Raw genomic sequence first — 22,900 nt, 5'->3', positions numbered from 1 at the left:
GCCGTCCTGTTCGCGGGCGCCGGCGCCGCCGTCGTCGTGATCGCCGTGATCGTTTTCCTGGTGCTGAACTCCGGCAACGGCGCGAACAACAACCAGGGTGGCGACAACGCCGGTGCCAACCCGCAGACCTCCGCTCCGGCGACGCCGTCGAAGAGTGGTTCCAAGAGCAGCGCGCCCTCGTCGTCCGCGCCGCCCAGCGGCGGCAAGGTCGATTGGGGCGCCGGCGGTCGCCGCGTCGTCGATTTCTATGGCAAGGCCGGCACCCCCGAAGGCTGGGCGATGCTCACCCCGGACGCCCAAGCCTTCTACGGCGACCAGGCCAAGTTCCAGGAGTACTGGGCCGCGAACGAACTCAGCGGTTACAAGGGCGCCAACGCGGGCAAGGGCAACAACCCCGACGGTTCGGTCGACATCTCGATCAACCTCAGCTTCAAGGGTGGAAGCTCCGAGTCGAAAACCGTCCGCGTCCTCGACAGCGGCGGCCAGCTGCTGATCGCCGGTGACACCCGCGGCGCGCAGGGTAGCCAGGGATAACGGCAAGACCGACAACACACTCGCCGGTGGTGTGCCAAACGCCGGACTTGGCTTACTGTGGCTCGTATGGCCGATAGCGGACCTTTCGGACCTGGCCAGCACCCTCGTTTCGATGAGGACCTGGTAGGCCTCGACCCGTACGACCCCGAAGCCCGAGCCTTCGCCGAGCATCTGGACCGCATCGAACGGTGCGGCCCGAACTTCACCGTGGAAGCGTGTATCGACGGTGTCTCCGATTTCGCCGAATCCAGCAACCGGCTCGGCGGTCTGCGCTGGTGGGTTTCGGCACTGGTCGTGATCCTGATCGTGCTCGGCGTGATGGTCACCGCATGGGACATCATCGGCCGGGCCCTCACCTGGCTCGCGGGGTAACGTGGAACCGGTGAAAGGCATGAAACCCGTTGTCGGAGCCACGCCGCGCGTGGTCAAGTCCGAGCAGGAATGGCGGGAACAGCTCAGCCCCGACGAGTACGCCGTGCTCCGCCAGGCGGGCACCGAGCGCCCCTTCACCGGGGAGTACACCGACACCGCGACCACCGGCGTCTACCAGTGCCGGGCCTGTGGCGCCGAGCTGTTCCGCAGCGACACCAAATTCGAGAGCCATTGCGGCTGGCCGTCGTTCTACGACCCGGCCGACACCGACGCCGTCCTCCTTCGCGAGGACACCGCGATGGGGATGCGCCGGATCGAGGTGCTGTGCAAGTCGTGCCACAGCCACCTCGGGCACGTCTTCGAAGGCGAGGGCTACGCCACGCCGACGGATCAGCGGTACTGCATCAACTCGATCTCCCTGACGCTCGTTCCCGAGTCGTAACCAACCGAAGCGAACCACCGCCCTTCTCGACGCGTTCTCCATGAACAGAGCAGCGTCGGGGAGGGCGGTGTCATATGAACGACCCCTGGGGTATTTCCGGACCGGGTTTCGCTTGGTTCTACGGCATCTTCGCCGTCCTGCCCATCGCGCTGGCCTGGCTGAACATCCTGTGGCTAAGCCGCGACACCGGTGTCAGGCGGGTACCGGGCCTCTACCACCTGGCCGCACTGGCGGGCGGCACCCCGAGGGTCATCGACACCGCCGTCGCCGGCCTGATCCGGCGGCAGGGCCTCCGGCTCGACGGCCGCGGGAACCTGTACCCGGTCAAGCCGGCTCCGGCCGATCCCTTCGAGCGCGCGGTCGTGTCGCAAGTCCACGGCGCCGGACTCGGCATTCGCGCCCTGCGCTCCCGGATGGCACGGCACGAAGTCGTCCTGGGTTTGCACGCCGACCTGCGGCGGCGAGGTCTGCTGGTCAGCGAAAAGCACCGCCGCGCGACCTGGCTGTGCGCGATGGCCGCGTACTTGGCCCTTTTCGCCCTGGGAGTGGCGCGGCTGGCGAACGCCGTGCGGCTGAATCGGCCGTACGACATCCTCGTCGTGCTGCTGGGCGCCGTGCTCGCGGCCGTCGCCCTCACCGGATGGCTGCAGTGGCCGGACCGCTCCGGTCGCGCGACCACAGCGGGCGAGCTGGCCCTCCGCTATGGCGACTGGGACCGTGACCTGGCCAGGAGCGCGCAAGGACGGGTGGCCCTGTACGGCTTCAGGGCCTTCCCCGACCCGGTTCTCGCGAACACGCTGGTCAGGACCGGCGGCGGCACGTCCACTGCGGTGGGGAGCACAGGCGGGGGCGGCGCTTCCTACGCCGTCGGCTCCTCGTGTGGCGGCGGTTCATCCTGCGGTGGCGGTGGCGGTGGCGGTGGCGGAGGTGGTTGCGGTGGCTGATCCCTGGGGCATCTCGGGACCGGATTTCGCGTGGCTGTACGCCGCGTGCGCCGTCGTACCCTTCGCCCTCGCCGGGTTGTACGCGCTGTGGCTGCGCCGCGGATTCCGTGATGGCGGCAGGCTGCCGAGCGTTCAGCACGTCGCCGCGCTGGCGGGTGGCGCCGATCGCGTCACCGACACCGTCATCGCCGCCCTGCTGGAACGCGAGCAGGTCCGGATCGCCGGATCGGGCAGGCTCTACCGGACCCCGCTCGAACCGGTCGATCCGATCGGCAGGGAGCTGGTCCGCTACTTGCCTCGGGAGCAGGGGCGGCACCTGCGCCAAGTGCTCGGCCGCGGCCCGGCGATGCGGGCGCTTCACCAGGACTTGGCCCGGCGCGGCCTTTTCGTCCGGGAAGGACGCCGTCGGACAGGATGGCTCGTCGCGCTCGGCGCGTATGTGCTCCTGCTGGTCGTCGGCGTGCTCCGGCTGGTCAACGGCCTCGCACTGGATCGTCCCGTCGGTCTCCTGATCACGCTGCTCTTCGCTGTGGTCGCCGGCACGGTCGTCTCCGCGTTGTTCGGCCGTAAGCGGTACCGGGGCAGGACGACCGCCGCCGGACGCCGGGCGCTGGCCGAAGCCCGGCGGGACCGGAGTCTCGTCACCGGCGCCGCCGGCGTGGTCGCCCTCACCGGGCTCGCCGCGTATCCCGACGCCGGCTTCGCCACCGCGTTGTCCCGGAATCTCGTCTTCCCCGCCGCCGGTATGTCGGCCTGCGGGATCGGCACCTGGGGAGGCGGCGGCCACTCCTGTTCCGGCGGTTCGGCCGGCGGCGGTGACGGCGGCGGTGACAGCGGAGGCGGCGGTGGAAGCTGCGGTGGCTGACGGTCCAACTGCCGTCACGGAAGCCCACTCCGGCTGTTCGAATCACGGAACCACGACCGGACGGAAAAGCGTCCGACTACGGTAAGTGCACCTGCTCGTGAAAGGCCCGTGCGATGGAAGACACCTGGGGCATCCCCGGACCCACTTTCCTGGCGATCTACGCCGCACTGATCGTGCTGCCGCTGGTCATCGGTCTCTTGTGGACCATCGCGGTCAAGCTGGGCCGCAAGGCGCCACGCGCCGCCGTGAGCGGACCGCAGCCGACCGTCTACGAACTCGCCTATCTCGCAGGTGGCCCGGATCGCGTGGTCGACGCGGCCATCGCGGCACTGGTCGACCGCGGCACGCTCCGGGTCAGCAGCTCGAAGAAGCTGCAGCTGGCCGGCCCCGAGCCCGCCGACGCCATCGAGCGGGCCGTCGCCAAGGCCGCCAAACCGGGCCACAACTCCACGACCCGCGGGATCCGCGACCGACTGCGGATGTCCGGGCCGATGCAGGCGCTCGCCCAGAATCTGGAAGCGCGTGGGCTGGTCGTCGCCAACCGGGCACCGCAGATCCGCCGGGTCGTGTTCTTCCTGTACCTCGCGGTCCTCGTCCTCGGCGTGGTGCGCCTGATCGCCGGGATCTCCGCGGACCGCCCGGTCGGCTTCCTGATCCCGCTGCTGATCGCGGCCACGTTCGCGACGCTGGTCGCGCGGGCCGTCAAGAACAAGCGGTCGGGCCCGCGCCCGACCAGTGACGGGAACCGGATCCTGGGCCGGGCCAACGCCGACCTCGCGCGGGAGCGCAAACGCGGCATCCCCAACGCGCCCGCCATGGGCGGCGCGGCAGGCGGCGCGATGCTGGGTGGCGCCGCCGTCGCGGTCGCGCTCGGCGGGCTCGCCTTCTATCCGGACGAAGAACTGAGCGCGGCGCTGATCCCGCCTCCGATCTCGGGCGGTTTCGGCGGTGGCTCGTCGGGCGGCGGCGGTGGTTCCACGTGCAGCAGCGGAAGCTCGTGCGGCGGCGGTGGCAGCTCCTGCGGTGGTGGCGGGGGTTGCGGTGGCTGACCGGCCGGAGCGCCTCGGGATCGGGATCGGCTGGCGGGAAGAGCTGGACCTGTCGATCGCGCGGCTGCCCGGCGTCGACTGGGTCGAGGTCGTCGCGGAGAACCTGCACGCCGGGCATCTCCCCGAAACCCTGGTCTCCTTGCAGGACAAGGGAATCCCGGTCCTGCCGCATGCGGTCTCGCTGTCTCTGGGCGGAGCCGAGCCCTTGGACACCGCACGCGTCGAGCACCTCGCGGAGGTCACCCGCGAACTCGGCGCGCCGATGGCCAGCGACCACGTGTGCTTCGTGCGCGCGGGCGGTCTCGACTCCGGTCACCTGATGCCGCTCCCCCGCACCCGGGAGGCGCTCGACGTCCTGGTGGACAACGTCAGACTGACGCAGTCCATTGTGGACGCGCCGTTCGCGCTGGAGAACATCGCGGCGGTATTGGAATGGCCGGACGCGGAGTTCTCCGAGTCGGAGTTCCTGCGGGAACTGACGGAGCGGACCGGCTGCCTGCTGATCATCGACGTCGCGAACCTGTACGCCAACGCCCGCAACCTCGGCACCGATCCCGAACGATTCCTCGACGAAATCCCCTGGGAGCGGCTGGCGTACGCGCATATGGCCGGCGGCATCGAACGCGACGGCGTCTACCACGACACGCACGCGCATCCGGTGGTCCCGGAGGTACTGGACCTGCTGCGCGAACTGCGGCGGCGCACCGAGCCGCCCGGTGTCCTGCTGGAACGCGACGACGACTATCCGCCCGACAGCGAACTGGCGGCGGAACTGGCCGCGCTACGGGAAGCGGTCTCGCCGTGAGTTCCCCCCGCGAGCGGCTCGCCGAACAACAGACCGAGTTGCTCAAGGCACTCCTCGCCGGCGGTGACGCCCCGGCGGGCTTCGACGCGGACAGGCTCCGCATCGAAGCCGACGTCTTGCGGAACAAGCAAAGCAGGCTCGCCGCCTACCTGCGGCCCGACCTCGCGGAAGCCCTCGGCGAACGGTTCGCCGCGCTGTTCCGCGAGTACGCGACGAGCCATCCGAAGACCGACGCGATCCGCGCGCGGGCTTATGCGGACGCCTTCGGCGCGTGGCTCGTCGAGCGTGGCGAAGTGCCGAAGCCGAAGCGCGGGCTGCTGAGCCGGCTACGACTCCCCGGCGGACGGCCTGGAAGTCCGTGAAGGCCTCCTTGAGGGACTCTGGGTCCCTCAAGGAGGCCTTCACGGACCCCGGTCACTCACGATCGGGTCAGACGCCCGTGTTGTTCCACGAGGCCGGATCGCTGCCCGGCACATGCGTCGCCTCTGTCCACTGTGGATTCGCACCCGGCAGCACGCCCGGCATCCTGACCCGGGTCAGCCGCCCGAGCTGACCGTCGGCGTCCTCCAGCCATTCGGAGCCGTCGAACCCGGTGGGGCCGGATTCCTTGCGCCCCAACGAATCCAGCCAGTGTGCGGTCCCGGCGAGCGAGGTCCGGACGTGCCAGCTCCCGCCTTCGGTCATCGCCCGGCGCAGCGCGGTCATGATCGCCGCCGCGGTGAGCCAGCCGGTCGCGTGGTCGAGTGCCTGTACCGGCAGCGGTCCCGGGCCGTCGATCCCGGCGGCCTTCCCGCCTTCGTCGGCGATCCCCGAAGCCATCTGCACGAGGCTGTCGAAGCCACGCCTGCGCGCCCACGGCCCTTCCCAGCCGTAGGCCGACAGGTCCGCGACCACGATCCCGGGGTGGAGTTCGGCGAGCGCTTCGGGTGAGAAACCCTTGGCCACCAACGACCCCGGCCGGAATCCCTGGAGGACGACGTCGGCGCGGGCGACCAGCTTCCGCAGCCGCGCGCGGCCCGCCTCGGACTCCAGGTCGACGTACGCCGAACGCTTGCCCATCCCGGTGTCGACCGCCAGCGGCGGGACGGTCGGGAGGTTCGCCGAACCGACGTGCAGTACGGTCGCGCCGTGCGCGGCGAGCACCCGGCCGGCGACCGGGCCGGCGATGACGTGCGTGAGTTCCAGGACCCGCACACCGCCCATCGGCCGGTCGGAGTCGAAGAGCCGCCGGGGTTCCGACGGTCCCAGCGGCCGGATCTCGGCGATCGGCAACGCGGACGACGCCTGTCCTTGCTTGTGCGCCAGCCATTCCTCGCGGGTGCGCAGCACGGCCGCGGCACCGCCGGCACCGACCACCGCCGATTCGACCTCGAACTTCGACTTGGCCGCGACGACCTTCTCGAACGCCGCGCGCGTCGCGGGCACGCCGAGACCCCAGCACACGGCCGACACATGGCGCGGATAGTTGCAGTGCAGCCGCACCCAGCCGTCGTTCGCGCGGTAGTCGCCGGACAGCGGTGCGCTGAACGGCACCGGCTCCCCGTCGACGCGGATGTACTGCTCGCTGTGGAACGACGCCGCCGCGTGCCGGGTGTCGACCGAGACACGGCCGGGCTCGATCCCCCGCACCCGCAACAGTTCCCCGGCGGCCAGTGTCGCCGCGGCGATGCTCGTCGTCGCCGCTTCCTCGACGCGGAAGGTGCCGGGAAGCACGGACTCAGGGCCGGTGACCTCGACGGCGTCTTCGGCGAGGGTTTCGCCGGTGAGCGTGGTCCAGACGCGGGCGTCCACTGATGCGCTCACTAGGGCAGCAGGGCGATCAGCTCGGCGGGTGCCACCTTCGTCCCGGTGTAGAACGGGATCTCTTCGCGCACGTGAAGGCGGGCCTCGGTGCCGCGCAGGTGACGCATCAGGTCGACGATGCGGTGCAGCTCGTCGGCCTCGAACGCGAGGATCCACTCGTAGTCGCCCAGCGCGAACGACGCGACCGTGTTGGCACGGACGTCCGGGTAGTCGCGGGCCTCCTTGCCGTGGTCGGCGAGCATCTTGCGGCGCTCGTCGTCCGGCAGCAGGTACCACTCGTAGGAGCGCACGAACGGGTAGACGCAGATGAACTTGCGGGCCTCTTCACCGGCGAGGAACGCCGGGATGTGGCTCTTGTTGAACTCCGCCGGACGGTGCAGCGCGACCTGGCTCCACACCGGCACCGAGGCGCGGCCGAGCGGCGTGTGCCGGAAACCGCTGTAGGCCGCCTGGACCTGCTCGATCTCCTCGGCGTGCCACCAGACCATGTAGTCGGCGTCGGCGCGCAGCCCGGAAAGGTCGTAGAGCCCGCGGACCACGACGCCCTTGGCCTCCAGCGCGTCGAGGTACTCGGTGGTCTCCGCTGTCGCCTGCGCGCGGTCCTCACCGAGCTTGCCCTGCTCGGCCCGGAAGACCGACCAGGCGGTGTAGCGGATGGTGTCATTGAGCTCGTTGTAGTTCAGCCGCGCCATACCGCCATCTTGGCACTGCCGGTGCTCAGGAGCCTTCGTGGGTCGGTGTGATCCCGGCGATGCGGCGGGCGGCCGCGTCGGCGGTGGCGATACAGGCCGGGAGCCCGACACCGTGCAACGTCGCACCCGCCACAGCGAGCCCCGGAACGTCCGCGACGGCACGTTCGATCCGCTCGACGAGTTCGAGGTGACCGGTGCCGTATTGCGGAAGCCCGCCGCCCCAGCGGGTCACCCGGGTTTCGATCGGCACCGCGGTGACGCCGGTCAGCCGGGCGAGATCGTCTCGGACGACACGCACGAGTTCGTCGTCATCCGCGTGCAGGGCGTCGGGTTCGCCGAACCGGCCGACCGAACCACGCACCAGCACCGGGCCGTCGCCGTACTGCGCCCATTTCCGCGACGAGAAGGTGAACGCCTTCGCCGCGAAAAGCTTCCCGGCCGCGTCCCGCTCCCCCGCTCCGATCAGCACGCCGGAGGACTCCGGCAGCACGGTGCCCGGAGGCAACGCCAGCGCGATCACCGCCATCGATGCCAGCTCGACCTCGGCGAACGCCGACGACGCCACACCCGCGACACCGTCCAGCAGTCGCCGTGCCGACGGTGCCGGAACCGCGAGCAGGACCGCGTCGGCGTCGAGATCGTCGACCTCCCAACCGGACGCGGTCCGGTTCAGGGACGTCACCGTGGTCCCGGTCCGGATCTCCGCGCGCGACAGTTCCGCCAGCCGCTGGATCAAGGTGCCGAGTCCGCCCAGCAGGGTTCCGAAGACCGGCGCAGTACTCGGTGACGCGGGCATCAGCGACGCCGCACCCTCGGTAAGAGAACGCGCACCCCGATCGACCGCCGACGCCAGACCGGGCATCGTCGCGCGCAAGCCCAGGCCGTCCGCTCCCCCGGCGTAAACCCCGCCGAGCAGCGGATCGACGAGCCGGTCCACCAGCTCGTCACCGAACCGCTCCCGCAACAACGGGCCGAGCGGCACGTCCCCGGCCGGGAGTTCCACCGGTGCCAGCGACGACTCCGCCTCGACCAGGGCGCGGCCCTTTTCGGAAAGCACCCCGGCGACCGCGTCCGCCGACGCGGGAACCCCCATGATCGTGCCCGGCGGCAGGCCGAGCACGGAACCGCCGGCGTGGATCTTCGCGCGGGCCTTGGTGGGATGGACGAGGCTGTCGCCGAGCCCGACCTCGCGGACGAGGGCGAGCGCCTCGGGACGGCGGGCGAGGAAGGCCTCCGCGCCGACGTCGTAGCGCTCCCCGGCGAGTTCGATCGTGCGGAGTTTCCCGCCGAGGGAGTCCGTCGCCTCGAAGACGACGATCCGGGCGTCGTCACCGAGCAGCGTCCGCAGGCGATAGGCCGCGGTCAGCCCCGAGATCCCGCCACCGACGACGGCGACGGTCTTCACGGCTGGAGCTCGTGCACCAGCCCGACCACACGCGTCAGTACGTCGGGGTCGACACCGGGCAGCACGCCGTGGCCGAGGTTGAAGATGTGGCCGTCCGCCGCGCGGCCCTCGGCGTGGATGCGCCGGACCTCCGCTTCGAGCACCGGCCAGGACGCGTGCAGCAGCGCCGGGTCGAGGTTGCCCTGGACGACACCGCCGCCGAGCCGCCGGACGGCTTCGTCGAGCGGGATGCGCCAGTCGACGCCGACGACGTCGGCACCCGCGTCGCGCATGGCCACCAGCAGCTCGCCGGTGCCGACGCCGAAGTGGATCCGCGGCACGCCGTACGCGGCGACCGCGGACAGCACCTTCGCCGAATGCGGCAGGACGAACTCGCGGTAGTCCCGCTCCGAGAGCGCGCCCGCCCACGAGTCGAACAGCTGGATCGCGTCGGCCCCGGCGTCGAGCTGCGCGGACAGAAAGGTGATCGCCATGTCCGCGAGCCGTCCGGCGAGCTCGTGCCACAGCTCCGGCTCGGAGTGCATGAGCGCCTTGGTGTGCTCGTGGTTGCGACTCGGCCCGCCCTCGATGAGATAGGAGGCGAGGGTGAACGGCGCGCCGGCGAACCCGATCAGCGGCGTCTCGCCCAGCGACGCGACCAGCAGCCGGACGCCGTCGGCGACCCGCTCGACCTGCTCCGGGTCCAGCACCGGCAGCGCACGCACGCCCGCGGCGTCGCGGATCGGCTCGGCGACGACCGGGCCGGTGCCCGCGACGATGTCGATGTCGAGGCCCGCGGCCTTGAGCGGGACGACGATGTCGCTGAAGAGGATGGCCGCGTCGACGCCGTGACGGCGGATCGGCTGGAGCGTGATCTCCGCGAGCATCTCGGGGTCGAAGCACGCGTCGAACATCGAGGTGCCCTCGCGCAGTGCCCGGTACTCGGGCAGCGACCGGCCCGCCTGGCGCATGAACCACACGGGGGTGCGGGCCGGGTGTTCGCCGCGCGCGGCGGCCAGGAACGGCGCGCCGGGCAGGGCGCGCCGGGCCGCAGGGACGGTCTGCGCGGGAGAAGCAGCTGAAGGAGACATCACGGTTCATGGTGCCATGGGCGCTCCGAGGCCTTACTCTCGGCGCGTCTGCGCCCCGAACCGGACTATCGCGTCTTACAGTCGGCTGGTGACCGCGATGACGTCAGTACCCGACCTCTTCCGTGAAGCCGTCGCGGCGTTGCAATCCGTCCAGCCCCGTCCCGAAGTGCAGCTGGAGACGATGCGTCCTCCGCAGCGCCTGGCACCGTGGTCGTACGCGGTGAGCTGCGAGGTCGAAGGCCCGGCGGACGTGCTGGCGTCCGGACGGCTGGTGCTGCTGCACGATCCGGACGGGCAGGACGGCTGGGACGGCGTCATGCGGCTCGTCATGTACGTGCGCGCGGAACTCGACCGGGAACTGGCGACCGACCCCTTCCTTCCCGCGGTGGGCTGGTCCTGGCTGACCGACGCGCTGGAGAGTTCGGGCGCGGAGTGGACGGCGCTGGGCGGCACCGTCACCGAGACGTCTTCGGCCCGCTTCGGCGACATCTCCGGCCCCGCGCGTACAGACGATCTGGAGTTGCGGGCGTCCTGGACGCCGATCGACGCGGCACTGCGGCCGCACGGGCAGGCCTTCTGTCAGGTCATGGCGAGTGTCGTCGGACTGCCTCCGGTGGGCGTGACCCTCTTCGGGCAGCGCCAGTCGTCCTGAACCCCGGCTCGGCGCGCTTCGCTTCGCACGTCGGGGATCACACTGACCTCAGCGGCAACATCAGCCACAGCACCGCTGTGTGAAGGGCCCCTTCACGCAGCCTCACCCTGTACCCAGGTCCGTGAAGGCCTCCTTCCCTACCTTGAGCGTAGGGAAGGAGGCCTTCACGGACCGCCGCTCTGGCGTCAGGGGGAGGTGAGCCCACTCGACACGCCGACTTCCCACTGATCGAGACATAGCATTCGGGTTATTTTGTGCCCCGAGGTGATCTAGCGCCGCTAGGAAAGCTAGCGATACTAAAGGTCCCTTGCTCCCCTCGCCGGATCCGCGGCCAAGTACGTGAAGGACCCCTTCATTGCGCCTATCGCAACGAAGGGTTCCTTCACGTACTCCGATCGACCCGCGAGAGCCTCCGAAGCGCCGACACTTACTCCAGACGCGAGGCGCTGAGAGCGTCTGTACGCCGCCGAGGCCGCCTTCGCGGCCATATGGGCTAGACCGGGGCCGACCAGCGCGGAGGCGGCCGTTCAGAGGTCTGGACCACCCCGTTCGTGCTACGCAGAGTGTCACGGTGAGCGACAAGATCAAGTTGTCCGAAATCGACCCTCGAAACGCTTTGCGACGCATGCGGAGCGTCACCATCACCATCACTGAGCGAAGCGATCTTGGACCTCCGGGAAGTTGATCAAGCCCCATGCCGGAGGGGGTTTTCGCGACCCGAAGCACTGGTCTCCAGGGGTACCGGGCAGACTCACCGGCAGGTGCACGGGCCATCTGCACAGTCGGTTGAACCCCGGTAACTGAAGTGCATCGTGTTCTTTCGGCGATGTGTTAGCCACCGGCTGTGTACTAGCCCGATCGTGTTACAACGAACTCCCTGAGTAACTACTCGTTTGAGATAGATACCCATTCGATCCCCCCGTGAAGGCCTCAGTGCGGCTACAGTGCCTTCGACGACACCACTTTCGGTCTAAAGCTGGCGCGGCTAAACGGCCGAAAGTCCCGGTGCCGGTCGGGGGGCACGACCGACTCCAGGGAGGTAGTGACGTGGCTACCGTCGGCATTTCTCAGGCCGTCCGATCCACGCCAGCCGGTTCATTGCCGGCGAGCATGGTTCCGCATCCGCGGGAAGAGCTTTTTTTCCGTGTTGGTGGTCGATGACCACCCGCTGTTGAGGGAGGCAATCTCAGCAAGACTCGCACAGATGGGTGCGGGCACCGTCCACGAGGCCGCCACGGTGGCCGAGGCAAGGGCGCGAGCACAGGCCACTGGGCCTTGTGACCTGGCGATCCTTGATCTCGGACTGCCTGATGGCAGCGGCATCGAGCTGGTTACGGAACTCCGTAGCCACGGCTGGCCTCGAGTAGTGGTGCTCGCTTCATCGGACGACCCGTACGCGGTCAGGTCGGCGTTCCAGGCCGGCGCCCAGGCATACCTGCTCAAGTCGGCTTCGCCGGTCGTTGTGACCGACGGCGTCCGCAGGGTGCTCGAGGGCGGCGTCTACGCGGACCCGAGCGTCGCACCGGTCTTGGCCACCGGAACCCGGGTCGCCGGCACCGACAACACCCCGCGCGAGCTTTCGGCGCGCGAGGTCGAGGTGCTGCAGCTCGTGGCCGATGGCCAGTCCAACAAGGAGATCGGCGAGGAACTCAGCCTCTCCGCTCTCACCGTGAAGTCTCACCTCTCCCGCATCGGGCGCAAGCTCGGCACGGGTGACCGGGCTCAGATGGTGGCGCTGGCCATGCGTGCCGGCGTGATCCGCTGACAAAGGCGAACTGCCCTGCGGGGCGGGCGGACCAGGCGCGGCCCGCTCGTCCCGTAGGGTCTTCACCTATGGAAGGCGACCGACCCGGAGAACCGCAGGCGGACTCTATGACCGGCACTGATGACACCAGTGCTCCGGTTCTGTTACGTGAGCCCGCCGAAGGAACTCCACCGGTGATCGCCGACGCGACAGCCCTCGCCGAAGCCTGCGCGAAGATCGCGGGCGGCAGCGGGGCCATCGCCGTGGACACCGAACGGGCGTCCGGCTACCGGTACTGGCCGAAGGCCTATCTGGTGCAGCTGCGCCGCGAAGGTGCCGGCTCCTTCCTCATCGACCCCATTCCGCTCGAGGGTCAGCTCGGCCCCCTCGCGGAGGTACTCAACGACGCCGAATGGGTGCTGCACGCGGCCTCGCAGGACCTTCCGTGCCTGGCCGAACTCGACCTGCACCCGAAGAGCCTCTTCGACACCGAACTCGCCGGACGTCTCGCCGGGTACGAACGCGTCGCCCTCGGCACTCTCGTCGAGCTCCTCCTCGGTTACCAGCTGGAGAAGGGGCACAGCGCAGCCGACTGGTCCAAGCGTCCGCTCCCCGTCGACTGGCTGAACTACGCCGCCCTCGACGTCGAGCTGCTCAACGAACTGCGCGAGAAGCTCGAACAGGATCTCACCGACCAGGGCAAGCTCGAATGGGCGCGCCAGGAGTTCGAAGCCGTCCGCAACGCGCCGCCGCCCGCCCCTCGGGCCGAGCCGTGGCGCCGGACGTCCGGAGTGCACAAGATCCGCAGCGCCCGCGGCCTCGCCGCGGTCCGCGAACTGTGGCAGGCGCGGGACGAACTCGCCCGCAAACGTGACCGCGCGCCGAGCCGGATCCTGCCCGACAGCGCGATCATCAACGCCGTCACCGCGGATCCGAAGACCGTCGAGCAGCTGCAATCGCTGCCGGTGTTCAGCGGCCGGGTCCAGCGCAAGTACACCGCGAGCTGGCTGCGTCATCTGCAGACGGCTCGCGCCCTCCCGGCCGACGAACTGCCGACCCCGGCCCAGCAGACCGACGGCCCGCCGCCGGTGAACCGCTGGTCCGACAAGGATCCCGACGCCGCCGCCCGGCTCGCGGCCGCCCGCGCGGCCCTGGCCACGATCGCGGAGGACCGCAAACTGCCGGTCGAGAACCTGCTGCTGCCGGAACTCGTCCGCCGCACCTGCTGGCGTCCGCCCGCCGATCTGAGCGAGGACGCCGTCGCCAAGGTCCTCGGCGACGGCGGCGCCCGGCCGTGGCAGATCGAGCTGACCGTGGCGGCGCTGAGCAAGGCCCTGCACGCGACCGCCGCCGCCTGACGGAAGTCTCCTCAACCACGCGTGCCGTCCCTCGGATCACGCGTGCCGTCCGCCGGATCACACGTGCCGTCCCTCGGATCACGCGTGCCGTCCGCCGGATCACGTCACCGAGCCGCCTTCTCGACGCCGCCTCACCCGGTACGCGAAGGACGCTTCGCCACTCACGACATGCGACACGCAGCGTGGTGCGAAGAGCCAGCGGGAGGGCGGCTACTCCCTCACTCCTCCAGCAACCCCCGCGCGGACGTGCGCAATTCGGCGTCCGGTTCCCCGAGCCCGGCGAGCCTCAGCACACTGTCGGCACCTTCGACGGCGTGCGCCTCGACGTCCAGCTCCGGCCGGTCGCGCCGGACGATCGCGATGCTCTCGACGAGCCCGAAGACGAGGTCGGTCCGGATGCCCAGGAGATCGCCGGGCACGCCGGCCGCCGCGACGAGGGCGCCGTAGACCTGTTTGAGCTCCGCGCGTTCGGCCCGGAAGCGGCCCAGCCTCGGTGAGGAGATCTCCGGCAGCAGGTACAGGGCGCCGAGGTTGTGCCGCGCGCTGCCGAGCAGATGGATGTCCGCGTAGGCCAGCGCCCACAGCCGCGTCCCGACCGGCGCGTGCACGACCGAAAGACCGCCCGCCACCTCCAGCGACGGCCGGACGGTGTCCTCCAGCAGCGCCGCGAGAATGTCCTCTTTGGACGGAAAGTGGTAGTAGAGCGACGCCTGGCGCAACCCGGCGCGTTCGGCGATGGCCCGGGTGGTCGTCGCCGCGTACCCGGCGCCGGTGAACAGCTCCCCCGCCGCGTCCAAGACCGCGAGCCGCGCCTCGCGCTTGCTCGCCGCCGCTCCGCTGGCCCTGGGTCTGCCGACCCCGGTTGTTTTGGTCATCTATCCGATCCTGCCATTTCTTCGCGGCGATCTTTGTTACGTCCGGCGGTCGGCTCAGGTTACCGAATCCGGTATCTGTTAACACCGCGCTTACCCGGCGGAGATGGGAAGGACCCCGCACGCGCTTAATTTCGGTCAGCCGATCGAAATCCGGCCTTCACGACGGGAGTCCCCGCAAATGCCCTCCGAAGACCTCTCCGCCTTCGGTTACCGCCAAGAACTCCGCCGGACGCTGGGCGGTTTCTCCGCCTTCGCCGCCGGTTTCTCCTTCGTTTCCATCCTGACCACGGTGTTCCAGCTGTTCGCCTTCGGCTATTCCCTCGGTGACACGCTGTTCTTCTGGACCTGGCCACTGGTGATCATCGGCCAATTGCTCGTCGCACTGAACTTCGCCGAACTCGCGGCCCGATTCCCGCTGGCCGGATCCGTTTACCAGTGGGCGAAACACCTCTCTCCCGGATTCGCGGGCTGGCTCGCGGGCTGGATGATGCTGGTGGGCTGCGTCGTCGCGCTCGCCGGCGCCGCCATCGCGCTTCAGGTCGTCCTCCCCTCGGTCTGGAGCGGCTTCCAGCTCGTCGGCGGGGATCCGGCGATCACGTCCCCGACCGGCGCCACCAACGCCGTCCTCCTCGGTGCCCTGCTGATCGTCTTCACCACGGCGGTCAACGCGGGCGGGGTGCGGCTCATGGCACGGATCAACGACGTCGGGGTCGCGGCCGAACTCGTCGGCGTCCTCGTCCTGATCATCGGGCTCGCGCTGTTCGCCGTCCGCGGCCCGCAGGTCGTGCTCGCGCCGGCGGGCGAAAGCCCGGGAGCAGGTGGCGTGCTCGCCTCCGCGCTCATGGCCGCCTACGTCCTCTACGGATTCGACACCGCCGCCTCGGTCGCCGAGGAGACCAAGGACGCCCGCCGCACCGCCCCGCGCGCCGTGCTCCGCGCGCTCCTGATCTCCGGGGTCGGCGGGCTCGCCGTCGTCATCACCGCGCTGATGGCCGCGCCGAGCCTGACCGACGGGCAACTGGCCGGGAAAGGCCTGCCGTACGTGATCACGGCCGTCTTCGGCGACACCCTCGGCCGCGTCTTCCTCGCCGACGTCGCGATCGCCGTCGTCGTCTGCACCCTGACCATCCAGACCGGCACCGTCCGGCTGATCTACGCGATGGCCCGCGACGGCGCGCTTCCAGCCGCCAAACGGCTTTCCGCGGTCAACGCCCGCACCGGGACGCCGATCGCGCCCGCCGTCCTGTCCGGCGTGCTCGCCATCGGGCTCCTGCTGCTGAACCTCGGCAACCCGACCATCTTCAGCACCATCACCGGCACGTCGGTGGTCGTGGTCTATCTCGCCTACCTCCTGGTGACCGGACCGCTTCTGCGGCGCCGCCGTCAAGGCCGTTTCACCGCCGAACCCGGCCATTTCTCCCTGGGGCGATGGGCTATTCCGGTCAACGTCGCGGCAGTAGGGTACGGCGCGATGATGATCGTCAACATCGCTTGGCCACGAGCCGAGATCTACGACCTGGCGGGCACCGGCTCCGCCTGGGCCCTGTTGTTCCCGATCGAGTTCGTCGGCGCCGCGCTGCTCACCGGCTATCTCTGCTGGCGCCGCCGCTCCGCGCTCACCACGGTTCCCGTCCCCGCGACCTGAAGGAAGGTTCCATGAGCACGACATCGACCACGTACGGCGCCCGAGACCACGCGCGCGCCCAAGCCGGCACGGTGGCCGAGGCGATGCCCGCCATCCCGGCGTCCACCTGGCCGGATCCCCCGCCGGAGGTCGACCCGGCGAAACTGGTCTGGGCCGAGACGGTCGCCGGCGGCGGCTACACGCACAAGGTGCTCGCCCGCGGCACGGAACTGCGGCTGACCGACGTCGACGGCGACGCCTGCGCGCATCTGCTGCTGTTCAACGCCGACCAGCCGTGGGAACGGCTGAACGTCGCGGACACGGTGAAGGTCCAGTGGAACGCCTACCTCGGCGAGTCGATCGCACTGCTGTCCGATCAGGCGCGGGTCCTCGCGACCGTCGTCACCGACGAAAGCGGCGAGCACGACGCCCTGTGCGGTACGTCCACTGTGGAGGGTAACGCCGAGCGCTACGGCGACGGCAGCCCGCAGGGCGGTTCGCCGTCCGGGAACGCGCTGTTCACGCTGGCCGCCGCCAAACACGGTCTCACCCCACGCGACCTTCCGCCGAGCCTGTCCTTCTTCCAGGGCGTCCATGTGGAGACCGACGGCGCGCTGACCTTCACCGGCTCCGCCGGGGCCGGCAAATCCGTGGTCCTGCGCACCGAACTCCCGGTCGTCGTCCTGATCGCCAACGTGGCACATCCGCTCGATCCGCGCCCGGACTACACGGTCACCCCGTTGCGGGTCCTCGCGCAGCGCGGTGACCCGTCCACTCCGGACAGTCCTGAATGGACCGCCTCACCCGAAGCGCAGCGGGCCTTCGAGAACACCGCCGACTACCTCACCGCCAGGGGAATCGCATGACCACGACGATCGTCTCCGACACCGAGGTCGCCGCGCGGGCGCCGTACTCGACCGTGCTCCGCGAGGGCGAAACGCTGTCCATCATCGACCTCGGCGGCAACCAGGCCGTCGACTTCCTCTGCTACGAAGCGGCCGACACGTCCAAGAGATACAGCGCGGCCACCACCATCGCCGCGCAGCGCAACATCTTCCTCACCACCGGCAGCGTGCTGCGCACCGGCGAGGGCTCGCCGCTGCTCACCGTCGTCGAGGACACCTGCGGACGGCACGACACCATCGGCGGCGCCTGCAGCAAGGAGTCGAACAGCCTCCGTTACGGCCAGCACACGAGGTATCAGCACGCCTGCGTCGAGAACTTCCTGACCGAGGGCGCGAAATGGGGCCTGTCGAAACGGGATCTGGTCAGCAACGTCAACTGGTACATGAACGTGCCGGTCGAACAGGACGGCACGCTCGGCATCGTCGACGGCATTTCCGCGCCTGGGCTCGAAGTCAAACTGCGCGCCGAGACCGACGTCCTGGTCCTGGTGTCGAACTGTCCGCAGATCAACAATCCCTGCAACGGTTTCGACCCGACCCCGGTCAGAATGATCGTCACCGGCGGTGACGTGTGAAACTGCTCGTCGCCAACCGGGGGGAGATCGCGGTCCGGATCCTGCGGACCGCCAAGGAGATGGGCATCCCGACGGTCGCCGTGTATTCGGACGCCGACCGCACGGCCGCACACGTACGGCTTGCCGACGAAGCCGTCCGGCTCGGCCCCGCGCCCGCCAGGGAGAGCTATCTCCTCGGCGACGCGATCATCGAAGCCGCGCTGAAGACCGGCGCGGACACGATTCATCCCGGCTACGGGTTCCTGTCCGAAGACGCGGCTTTCGCCAGGGCGGCGGAGGCAGCCGGAATCCGGTTCGCCGGTCCGGCCGCCGAGCACCTGGAGGTGTTCGGCAGCAAGCACACCGCGCGCGACAAGGCCGTCGAGGCCGGGGTTCCGCTGCTGCCGGGTACCGGACTGCTGGACACCCTCGCCGACGCCGAAGCGGCGGCCGCCGAGATCGGCTACCCGGTGATGCTCAAGGCCACCGGCGGTGGCGGCGGGATCGGCATGCGGGCCTGCGCTTCGGCCGAGGAGCTGAGGGACGCCTGGGACGCGGTCCAGAGCATCGCGGCGAAGAGTTTCTCGACGTCGGGCGTGTTCCTGGAACGTCTGGTGACCAGCGCGCGGCACGTCGAGGTCCAGGTGTTCGGCGACGGCGCGGGTGAGGTGCTGGCGCTGGGCACCCGGGACTGCACACTGCAGCGGCGCAACCAGAAGGTGCTCGAAGAGTGCCCCGCGCCGGGTCTGTCCGAAGCGGTGCGCGAGAAACTGGTCTCCGCGGCCGTCGGCCTCTGTGCGTCGGTGCGCTACCGGTCCGCGGGCACGGTCGAGTTCATCTACGACCCGGTCCGCGAGGAGGCCGCGTTCCTCGAAGTGAACACGCGGCTGCAGGTCGAGCATCCGGTCACCGAGGCGGTCTACGGGATCGACCTGGTCGCGTGGATGCTCCGGCTGGCCGACGGGGACACCGGGATGTTCGCCGACACCCTGCAGCCGCGCGGACACGCGATCGAAGCCCGTGTCTACGCCGAAGACCCGGCCGCCGGGCACCGGCCGAGCGCCGGACTCCTGACCCGCGCCGACTTCCCCGCCGACGTCCGCGTCGACACCTGGGTCGAGGCGGGCACCAAGGTGACCACGCATTACGACCCCTTGCTGGCCAAGGTGATCACCGTCGGCGCGGGCCGGGCCGAGGCGCTGGCCGCGCTGGACACCGCGCTCGCGGGGAGCCGGGTGGACGGCGTCCGCACGAATCTCGGGCAGCTGCGCGCGGTCGTCGCGGATCCTCGGCTGCACGACGTCGCACACGACACCGCCACGCTCGACACGATCACCGACCCCGAACCGCGGATCGAGGTCCTGCGAGGCGGCACGATGACCACCGTCCAGGAATGGCCGGGGCGGCTGGGGTTCTGGCACGTGGGCGTCCCGCCGAGCGGGCCGATGGACGACCTCTCACTGCGCCTGGGCAACCGTGCGCTGGGCAATCCCGAAGGCGCGCCCGGGCTTGAGTGCACTGTGGACGGTGTCTCGCTGCGGTTCACCGACGCCGCAATCGTTTGCGTCACGGGATCTCCGTCGCCGGTGACCGTCGATGGCGAAACCGTTCCCCAGTGGACACCGGTCGAGGTGCCCGCCGGCGGCGTGCTCGACGTCGGCACCGGTTCGGCCGGGTTGCGCGCGTACGTCCTCGTCCGCGGCGGGATCGACGTGCCGGCGTTCCTGGGCAGCGCGGCGACCTTCACCCTGGGCGGTTTCGGCGGGCACGGCGGGCGGGCGCTCGCGACCGGTGACGTCCTCTCCCCCGGGCCGCTGCCGGAGAAGGGCTCCACCGGCCCGGTTCCCGAGGCCGAACGGCCGGTTTTCGCGACGCACTGGGAGATCGGCGCGTCCGAAGGGCCGCACGCGGCGCCGGAGTTCTTCACCCCGGACGACGTGGAGACGTTCTACGCCACCGACTGGGAAGTGCACTTCAACTCCGCGCGCACCGGCGTCCGGCTCGTGGGGCCACGGCCGCGCTGGGCACGGGAGGACGGCGGCGAGGCGGGTCTGCACCCGTCGAACATCCACGACACGCCGTACGCGATCGGTGCCGTCGACTACACCGGCGACCTGCCGATCCTGCTGGGCCCGGACGGGCCGAGCCTCGGCGGCTTCGTCTGCCCGGCCACCGTGGTGACCGGGCAGCGCTGGAAACTCGGCCAGTTGCGGCCGGGCGACACCGTGCGGTTCGTGCCGATCACCGCCGAACACGCGGTCACGCTGCGGACGGCACCCGGTACCGCGGTCAAGGCGAGCCGGAAGCCGATCGACGATGGCGGCATCCTCGGCCGTCTGTCCACATCGGAGGAGAACCCGGAGGTCACCTACCGGCGCAGCGGGGACGACAACCTGCTCATCGAGTACGGGCCGATGAAACTCGACCTGGCCCTGCGGATGCGGGTCCACGCCCTGGCCGACAGGCTGGCCGCGGAAGGACTCGGCGGCGTCGTCGACCTGACGCCGGGCATCCGCTCGCTGCAGGTCCACGTCGATCCGGACGTGCTGCCGGTGAAGAACCTGCTCGGCCTCGTCCAGGAGGTGGAGCACGACCTGCCGCGCACCGGCGACCTGGTGGTGCCGAGCCGGACCGTCCGGCTGCCGTTGTCCTGGGACGACCCGGCGACGCGTGAGGCGATCGAGCGGTACATGGCCGGTGTGCGCGACGACGCGCCGTGGTGCCCGTGGAACATCGAGTTCATCCGGCGGGTCAACGGTCTGTCCAGTGTGGACGACGTCTACCGGACGGTGTTCGACGCGGAGTACCTCGTGCTGGGACTCGGCGACGTCTACCTCGGCGCGCCGGTGGCCACGCCGCTGGACCCGAGACACCGGCTGGTCACCACGAAGTACAACCCCGCGCGCACCTGGACGGCGGAGAACTCCGTCGGCATCGGCGGCTCGTATCTCTGCATCTACGGGATGGAAGGCCCCGGCGGGTACCAGTTCGTCGGGCGGACCGTGCAGGTGTGGAGCGGCTGGCGGCAGCGTGGCTCGTTCGAACCGGGTTCCCCGTGGCTGCTGCGGTTCTTCGACCGGATCTCCTGGTACCCGGTGTCCGCCGAGGAACTGCTGGACCTGCGGGCGCAAAGCTCCGCGGGCGAGCTGGAACTCGACATCCGTGACGGCGAATTCGCGCTCGCGGACCACGAGCGGTTCCTGGCCGACAACGCCGCCGACATCGCCGAGTTCAGGACGAAGCAGAGCACGGCCTTCGAGGCGGAGCGGCAGGCGTGGGCGGCCGCGGGCGAGTTCGATCCGCGACCGGAACCGGCCGGGGCGAAGGTCCCGACCACGAAGGTCGAAGCCCCGCCCGGCGGGCACGTCGTCGAAGCGCCGTTCGCCGCGACCGTATGGCGGGTGGACGTCGAGCCCGGCAAGAAGGTCGACGCGGCGGAGACGCTCGTGATCCTCGAAGCGATGAAGACCGAGGCGCGGATCCCCGCGCCCGCCGCCGGGGAGGTCGTCGAGGTGCTCGTCTCCCCCGGCGATCAGGTCGCCCCCGGCACGCCGCTGGTGGTTCTGGGAAGGAGTGCGGGATGAGCGTGCTGGAGCGGGTTCGTGCCGCGTACCACCGGATCGCCCGGGTCGACCGGCCCGAGATCTGGATCGACCTGCGCCCTGAGGCCGACGTGCACGCGGACGCGGAGAAGCTGGAAGCCCGTCGCGCGGCCGGGGAATCCTTGCCGCTGTACGGGAAACTCGCCGCGGTCAAGGGGAACATCGACGTCGCCGGCCTCCCGACGACGGCGGCGTGTCCCGAATACGCCTACCTGCCGGACGAGGACGCGCCGGTGGTGGCGCGGCTGCGCGAGGCCGGGGCGCTGATCCTGGGCACGACCAACCTGGACCAGTTCGCGACCGGACTGGTCGGCACACGCAGTCCGCACGGCGCTGTCCGCAACGCGATCGACCCGGCGTACGTTTCGGGCGGGTCGAGTTCGGGTTCGGCCGTCGCGGTGGCGCTCGGGATCGTGGATCTCGCGCTGGGCACCGACACCGCCGGTTCGGGCCGGGTTCCGGCGGCGTACAACGGGATCGTCGGGCTGAAGCCGACGCGGGGATTGCTGCCGACGGCCGGCGTCGTCCCCGCTTGCGCGAGCATCGACTGCGTGACGGTGTTCGCGCGGACGGTCGACGAGGCTTCGACGGCCTTCGCGTGCCTGAGCGAAGCGCGGGACCTTCCTGTCGTCCACCGTCCTTTTCGGATCGGCGTCCCGGCGGGGCTGGGTGGTCCTTTGCAGGATGGCTGGGCCGAAGCGTTCGCCGCCGCGGCCGAGTCGTTCCGCGAGGCGGGTGCCGAATTGGTCCCTGTCGACATATCGGCCTTCCTGGCGGCGGCGCGGCTCCTGTACGAGGGCGCGTTCGTGGCCGAACGGTATTCGGCGGTCGGCGAGTTCCTCGACGCTCATCCGGACGCTGTCGATCCGGCCGTCCGGCAGATCATCGAGGCGGCCAAGGACATCCCGGCGCACCGGCTGTTCACCGACCTCGCGACCCTCGGCGACTTGGAGCGGGAAGCGTCGGCCGTTCTATCCACTGTGGACTGCATCCTGCTGCCCACGACGACCGAGCACCCGACGATCGCCGAGGTCGAGGCCGACCCGCTGGGCGTGAACGCCCGGCTGGGCCGGTTCACGAACTCGACGAACCTGCTGGGCCTGTCGTCTTTGGCCGTCCCGGCCGGAACCGTCGGCGGACTGCCGTTCGGCGTGATGCTGGTCGGGCCCGCGTACGCCGACCGGATCCTCGCCGACGTCGCCCGCCTGGTGCCGCACCGGACGCTGATCGCCGTCGTCGGCGCACATCTGCGCGGACAGCCGCTGAACCACGAACTGACCTCGCGCGGAGGCCGGTTCGTCTCGGCGGGACCGACGGCGGCGGAGTACCGGTTGTTCGCGCTGGACACCGTGCCGCCCAAACCCGGCCTCGTCCGGGTCGCCTCGGGCGGCGAACCGATCGAGGCCGAGGTCTGGGACCTGCCCCTCGCCGGCTTCGGCGAGTTCGTGGCGGGCGTCCCCGCACCGCTGGCGATCGGGAAGGTACGGCTCGCCGACGGGAGTGAGGTGTCCGGGTTCGTCTGCGAACCGGGCGCCGTCGAAGGAGCCGAGGACATCACGCGATTCGGTGGGTGGCTCGGGTATCTGGCGTCGCGGTAGCGCCCTG

19 protein-coding genes and 2 pseudogenes are annotated in these 22,900 nt (G+C 70.2%); 16 read left to right on the top strand and 5 right to left on the bottom strand.

All coding sequences use genetic code 11. The annotated features are described in order from the left end of the window. The 8 genes and pseudogenes from H5J31_RS32480 to H5J31_RS32445 form a co-directional block, all read left to right on the top strand. Nucleotides 1-534, top strand: a pseudogene (locus H5J31_RS32480) (serine/threonine protein kinase); the annotation flags it as partial. Nucleotides 535-600: 66 nt separating this feature from the next. Further along, nucleotides 601-906, top strand: a complete 306-nt coding sequence (locus tag H5J31_RS32475) for a hypothetical protein (protein WP_181776492.1) — start codon at nucleotides 601-603, stop codon at nucleotides 904-906. A gap of 19 nt (nucleotides 907-925) precedes the next feature. Continuing rightward, on the top strand, nucleotides 926-1,348 hold the full coding sequence (gene msrB / locus H5J31_RS32470) for a peptide-methionine (R)-S-oxide reductase MsrB (protein WP_181776491.1): 423 nt from the start codon (nucleotides 926-928) through the stop codon (nucleotides 1,346-1,348). Nucleotides 1,349-1,422: 74 nt separating this feature from the next. Beyond that, entirely contained in the window at nucleotides 1,423-2,292 is an 870-nt protein-coding gene (locus H5J31_RS32465) for a TIGR04222 domain-containing membrane protein (protein ID WP_181776490.1), read from the top strand. Next, entirely contained in the window at nucleotides 2,285-3,157 is an 873-nt protein-coding gene (locus H5J31_RS32460) for a TIGR04222 domain-containing membrane protein (protein ID WP_181776489.1), read from the top strand. The genes H5J31_RS32465 and H5J31_RS32460 overlap by 8 nt, the downstream gene beginning before the upstream one ends. A gap of 113 nt (nucleotides 3,158-3,270) precedes the next feature. Continuing rightward, nucleotides 3,271-4,206: a TIGR04222 domain-containing membrane protein gene (locus H5J31_RS32455; protein ID WP_181776488.1), complete on the top strand. Its 936-nt coding sequence runs from the start codon at nucleotides 3,271-3,273 to the stop codon at nucleotides 4,204-4,206. Continuing rightward, nucleotides 4,199-5,011: a DUF692 domain-containing protein gene (locus tag H5J31_RS32450; protein ID WP_181776487.1), complete on the top strand. Its 813-nt coding sequence runs from the start codon at nucleotides 4,199-4,201 to the stop codon at nucleotides 5,009-5,011. Before H5J31_RS32455 ends, H5J31_RS32450 begins: the two co-directional genes overlap by 8 nt. Then, nucleotides 5,008-5,373: a hypothetical protein gene (locus H5J31_RS32445; protein ID WP_181776486.1), complete on the top strand. Its 366-nt coding sequence runs from the start codon at nucleotides 5,008-5,010 to the stop codon at nucleotides 5,371-5,373. Before H5J31_RS32450 ends, H5J31_RS32445 begins: the two co-directional genes overlap by 4 nt. Nucleotides 5,374-5,440: 67 nt before the next feature. On the opposite strand, the gene H5J31_RS32440 is transcribed toward H5J31_RS32445, so the two are convergent. From H5J31_RS32440 to hemE, 4 genes are read right to left on the bottom strand one after another with little or no spacing between them, the layout of a single operon-like run. Beyond that, nucleotides 5,441-6,814, bottom strand: a complete 1,374-nt coding sequence (locus tag H5J31_RS32440; protein ID WP_407925078.1) for a CoA transferase — start codon at nucleotides 6,812-6,814, stop codon at nucleotides 5,441-5,443. Then, nucleotides 6,814-7,506: a hydrogen peroxide-dependent heme synthase gene (gene hemQ, locus H5J31_RS32435; protein WP_181776485.1), complete on the bottom strand. Its 693-nt coding sequence runs from the start codon at nucleotides 7,504-7,506 to the stop codon at nucleotides 6,814-6,816. Before hemQ ends, H5J31_RS32440 begins: the two co-directional genes overlap by 1 nt. Before the next feature lie 25 nt (nucleotides 7,507-7,531). Continuing rightward, nucleotides 7,532-8,911, bottom strand: a complete 1,380-nt coding sequence (gene hemG / locus H5J31_RS32430; protein ID WP_181776484.1) for a protoporphyrinogen oxidase — start codon at nucleotides 8,909-8,911, stop codon at nucleotides 7,532-7,534. Continuing rightward, nucleotides 8,908-9,981, bottom strand: coding sequence for a uroporphyrinogen decarboxylase (gene hemE, locus H5J31_RS32425; RefSeq protein WP_181776483.1), 1,074 nt, complete (start codon nucleotides 9,979-9,981; stop codon nucleotides 8,908-8,910). Before hemE ends, hemG begins: the two co-directional genes overlap by 4 nt. Nucleotides 9,982-10,069: 88 nt before the next feature. Here hemE and H5J31_RS32420 point away from each other — a divergent pair, with 88 nt between their 5' ends. From H5J31_RS32420 to H5J31_RS32410, 3 genes and pseudogenes are all read left to right on the top strand, one after another. Further along, nucleotides 10,070-10,633 (top strand): DUF3000 domain-containing protein, encoded by a 564-nt coding sequence (locus tag H5J31_RS32420; RefSeq protein WP_181776482.1) that lies wholly within the window; start codon nucleotides 10,070-10,072, stop codon nucleotides 10,631-10,633. Between the two features lie 1,047 nt (nucleotides 10,634-11,680). After that, a pseudogene (locus H5J31_RS32415) lies at nucleotides 11,681-12,398 on the top strand (response regulator transcription factor). Between the two features lie 68 nt (nucleotides 12,399-12,466). After that, on the top strand, nucleotides 12,467-13,735 hold the full coding sequence (locus H5J31_RS32410; RefSeq protein ID WP_181776481.1) for an HRDC domain-containing protein: 1,269 nt from the start codon (nucleotides 12,467-12,469) through the stop codon (nucleotides 13,733-13,735). Between the two features lie 218 nt (nucleotides 13,736-13,953). On the opposite strand, the gene H5J31_RS32405 is transcribed toward H5J31_RS32410, so the two are convergent. Then, the gene (locus H5J31_RS32405; protein ID WP_181776480.1) at nucleotides 13,954-14,610 is read right to left on the bottom strand and encodes a TetR/AcrR family transcriptional regulator; all 657 of its coding nucleotides are present in this window, start codon (nucleotides 14,608-14,610) and stop codon (nucleotides 13,954-13,956) included. 178 nt (nucleotides 14,611-14,788) lie between these two features. Between H5J31_RS32405 and H5J31_RS32400 the strand changes: the two genes are divergently transcribed. Genes H5J31_RS32400 through atzF form a run of 5 tightly spaced genes read left to right on the top strand, consistent with a single transcriptional unit; the run spans nucleotide 14,789 to nucleotide 22,893 of the window. Further along, a complete protein-coding gene (locus tag H5J31_RS32400; RefSeq protein WP_181776479.1) occupies nucleotides 14,789-16,255 on the top strand; it encodes an amino acid permease in 1,467 nt (488 codons plus the stop codon). An 11-nt stretch (nucleotides 16,256-16,266) separates the two neighbouring features. Continuing rightward, complete coding sequence (locus H5J31_RS32395) at nucleotides 16,267-17,100, top strand: urea amidolyase associated protein UAAP1 (protein WP_181776478.1); 834 nt, start codon at nucleotides 16,267-16,269, stop codon at nucleotides 17,098-17,100. Then, nucleotides 17,097-17,714, top strand: a complete 618-nt coding sequence (locus H5J31_RS32390) for an urea amidolyase associated protein UAAP2 (protein ID WP_181776477.1) — start codon at nucleotides 17,097-17,099, stop codon at nucleotides 17,712-17,714. Before H5J31_RS32395 ends, H5J31_RS32390 begins: the two co-directional genes overlap by 4 nt. Then, the gene (gene uca, locus H5J31_RS32385) at nucleotides 17,711-21,277 is read left to right on the top strand and encodes an urea carboxylase (RefSeq protein WP_181776476.1); all 3,567 of its coding nucleotides are present in this window, start codon (nucleotides 17,711-17,713) and stop codon (nucleotides 21,275-21,277) included. Before H5J31_RS32390 ends, uca begins: the two co-directional genes overlap by 4 nt. After that, nucleotides 21,274-22,893, top strand: a complete 1,620-nt coding sequence (atzF, locus tag H5J31_RS32380) for an allophanate hydrolase (protein WP_181776475.1) — start codon at nucleotides 21,274-21,276, stop codon at nucleotides 22,891-22,893. Before uca ends, atzF begins: the two co-directional genes overlap by 4 nt. The last annotated feature ends 7 nt before the right edge of the window (nucleotides 22,894-22,900 follow it).

The organism is Amycolatopsis pittospori (assembly GCF_013870525.1).
GTDB lineage: Bacteria > Actinomycetota > Actinomycetes > Mycobacteriales > Pseudonocardiaceae > Amycolatopsis > Amycolatopsis pittospori.
Note: the sequence above shows the minus strand (reverse complement) of the source record. Positions and strands in the feature narration are given on the sequence as shown.

Excerpts from the sequence above, each read along its gene's own strand:
- H5J31_RS32475 (WP_181776492.1), top strand. The coding sequence starts at position 601 with ATGGCCGATAGCGGACCTTTCGGACCTGGCCAGCACCCTCGTTTCGAT.
- msrB (WP_181776491.1), top strand. The coding sequence starts at position 926 with ATGAAACCCGTTGTCGGAGCCACGCCGCGCGTGGTCAAGTCCGAGCAG.
- H5J31_RS32465 (WP_181776490.1), top strand. The coding sequence starts at position 1,423 with ATGAACGACCCCTGGGGTATTTCCGGACCGGGTTTCGCTTGGTTCTAC.
- H5J31_RS32455 (WP_181776488.1), top strand. The coding sequence starts at position 3,271 with ATGGAAGACACCTGGGGCATCCCCGGACCCACTTTCCTGGCGATCTAC.
- hemQ (WP_181776485.1), bottom strand. The coding sequence starts at position 7,506 with ATGGCGCGGCTGAACTACAACGAGCTCAATGACACCATCCGCTACACC.
- hemE (WP_181776483.1), bottom strand. The coding sequence starts at position 9,981 with ATGTCTCCTTCAGCTGCTTCTCCCGCGCAGACCGTCCCTGCGGCCCGG.
- H5J31_RS32410 (WP_181776481.1), top strand. The coding sequence starts at position 12,467 with ATGGAAGGCGACCGACCCGGAGAACCGCAGGCGGACTCTATGACCGGC.
- H5J31_RS32405 (WP_181776480.1), bottom strand. The coding sequence starts at position 14,610 with ATGACCAAAACAACCGGGGTCGGCAGACCCAGGGCCAGCGGAGCGGCG.
- H5J31_RS32400 (WP_181776479.1), top strand. The coding sequence starts at position 14,789 with ATGCCCTCCGAAGACCTCTCCGCCTTCGGTTACCGCCAAGAACTCCGC.
- H5J31_RS32395 (WP_181776478.1), top strand. The coding sequence starts at position 16,267 with ATGAGCACGACATCGACCACGTACGGCGCCCGAGACCACGCGCGCGCC.
- H5J31_RS32390 (WP_181776477.1), top strand. The coding sequence starts at position 17,097 with ATGACCACGACGATCGTCTCCGACACCGAGGTCGCCGCGCGGGCGCCG.
- atzF (WP_181776475.1), top strand. The coding sequence starts at position 21,274 with ATGAGCGTGCTGGAGCGGGTTCGTGCCGCGTACCACCGGATCGCCCGG.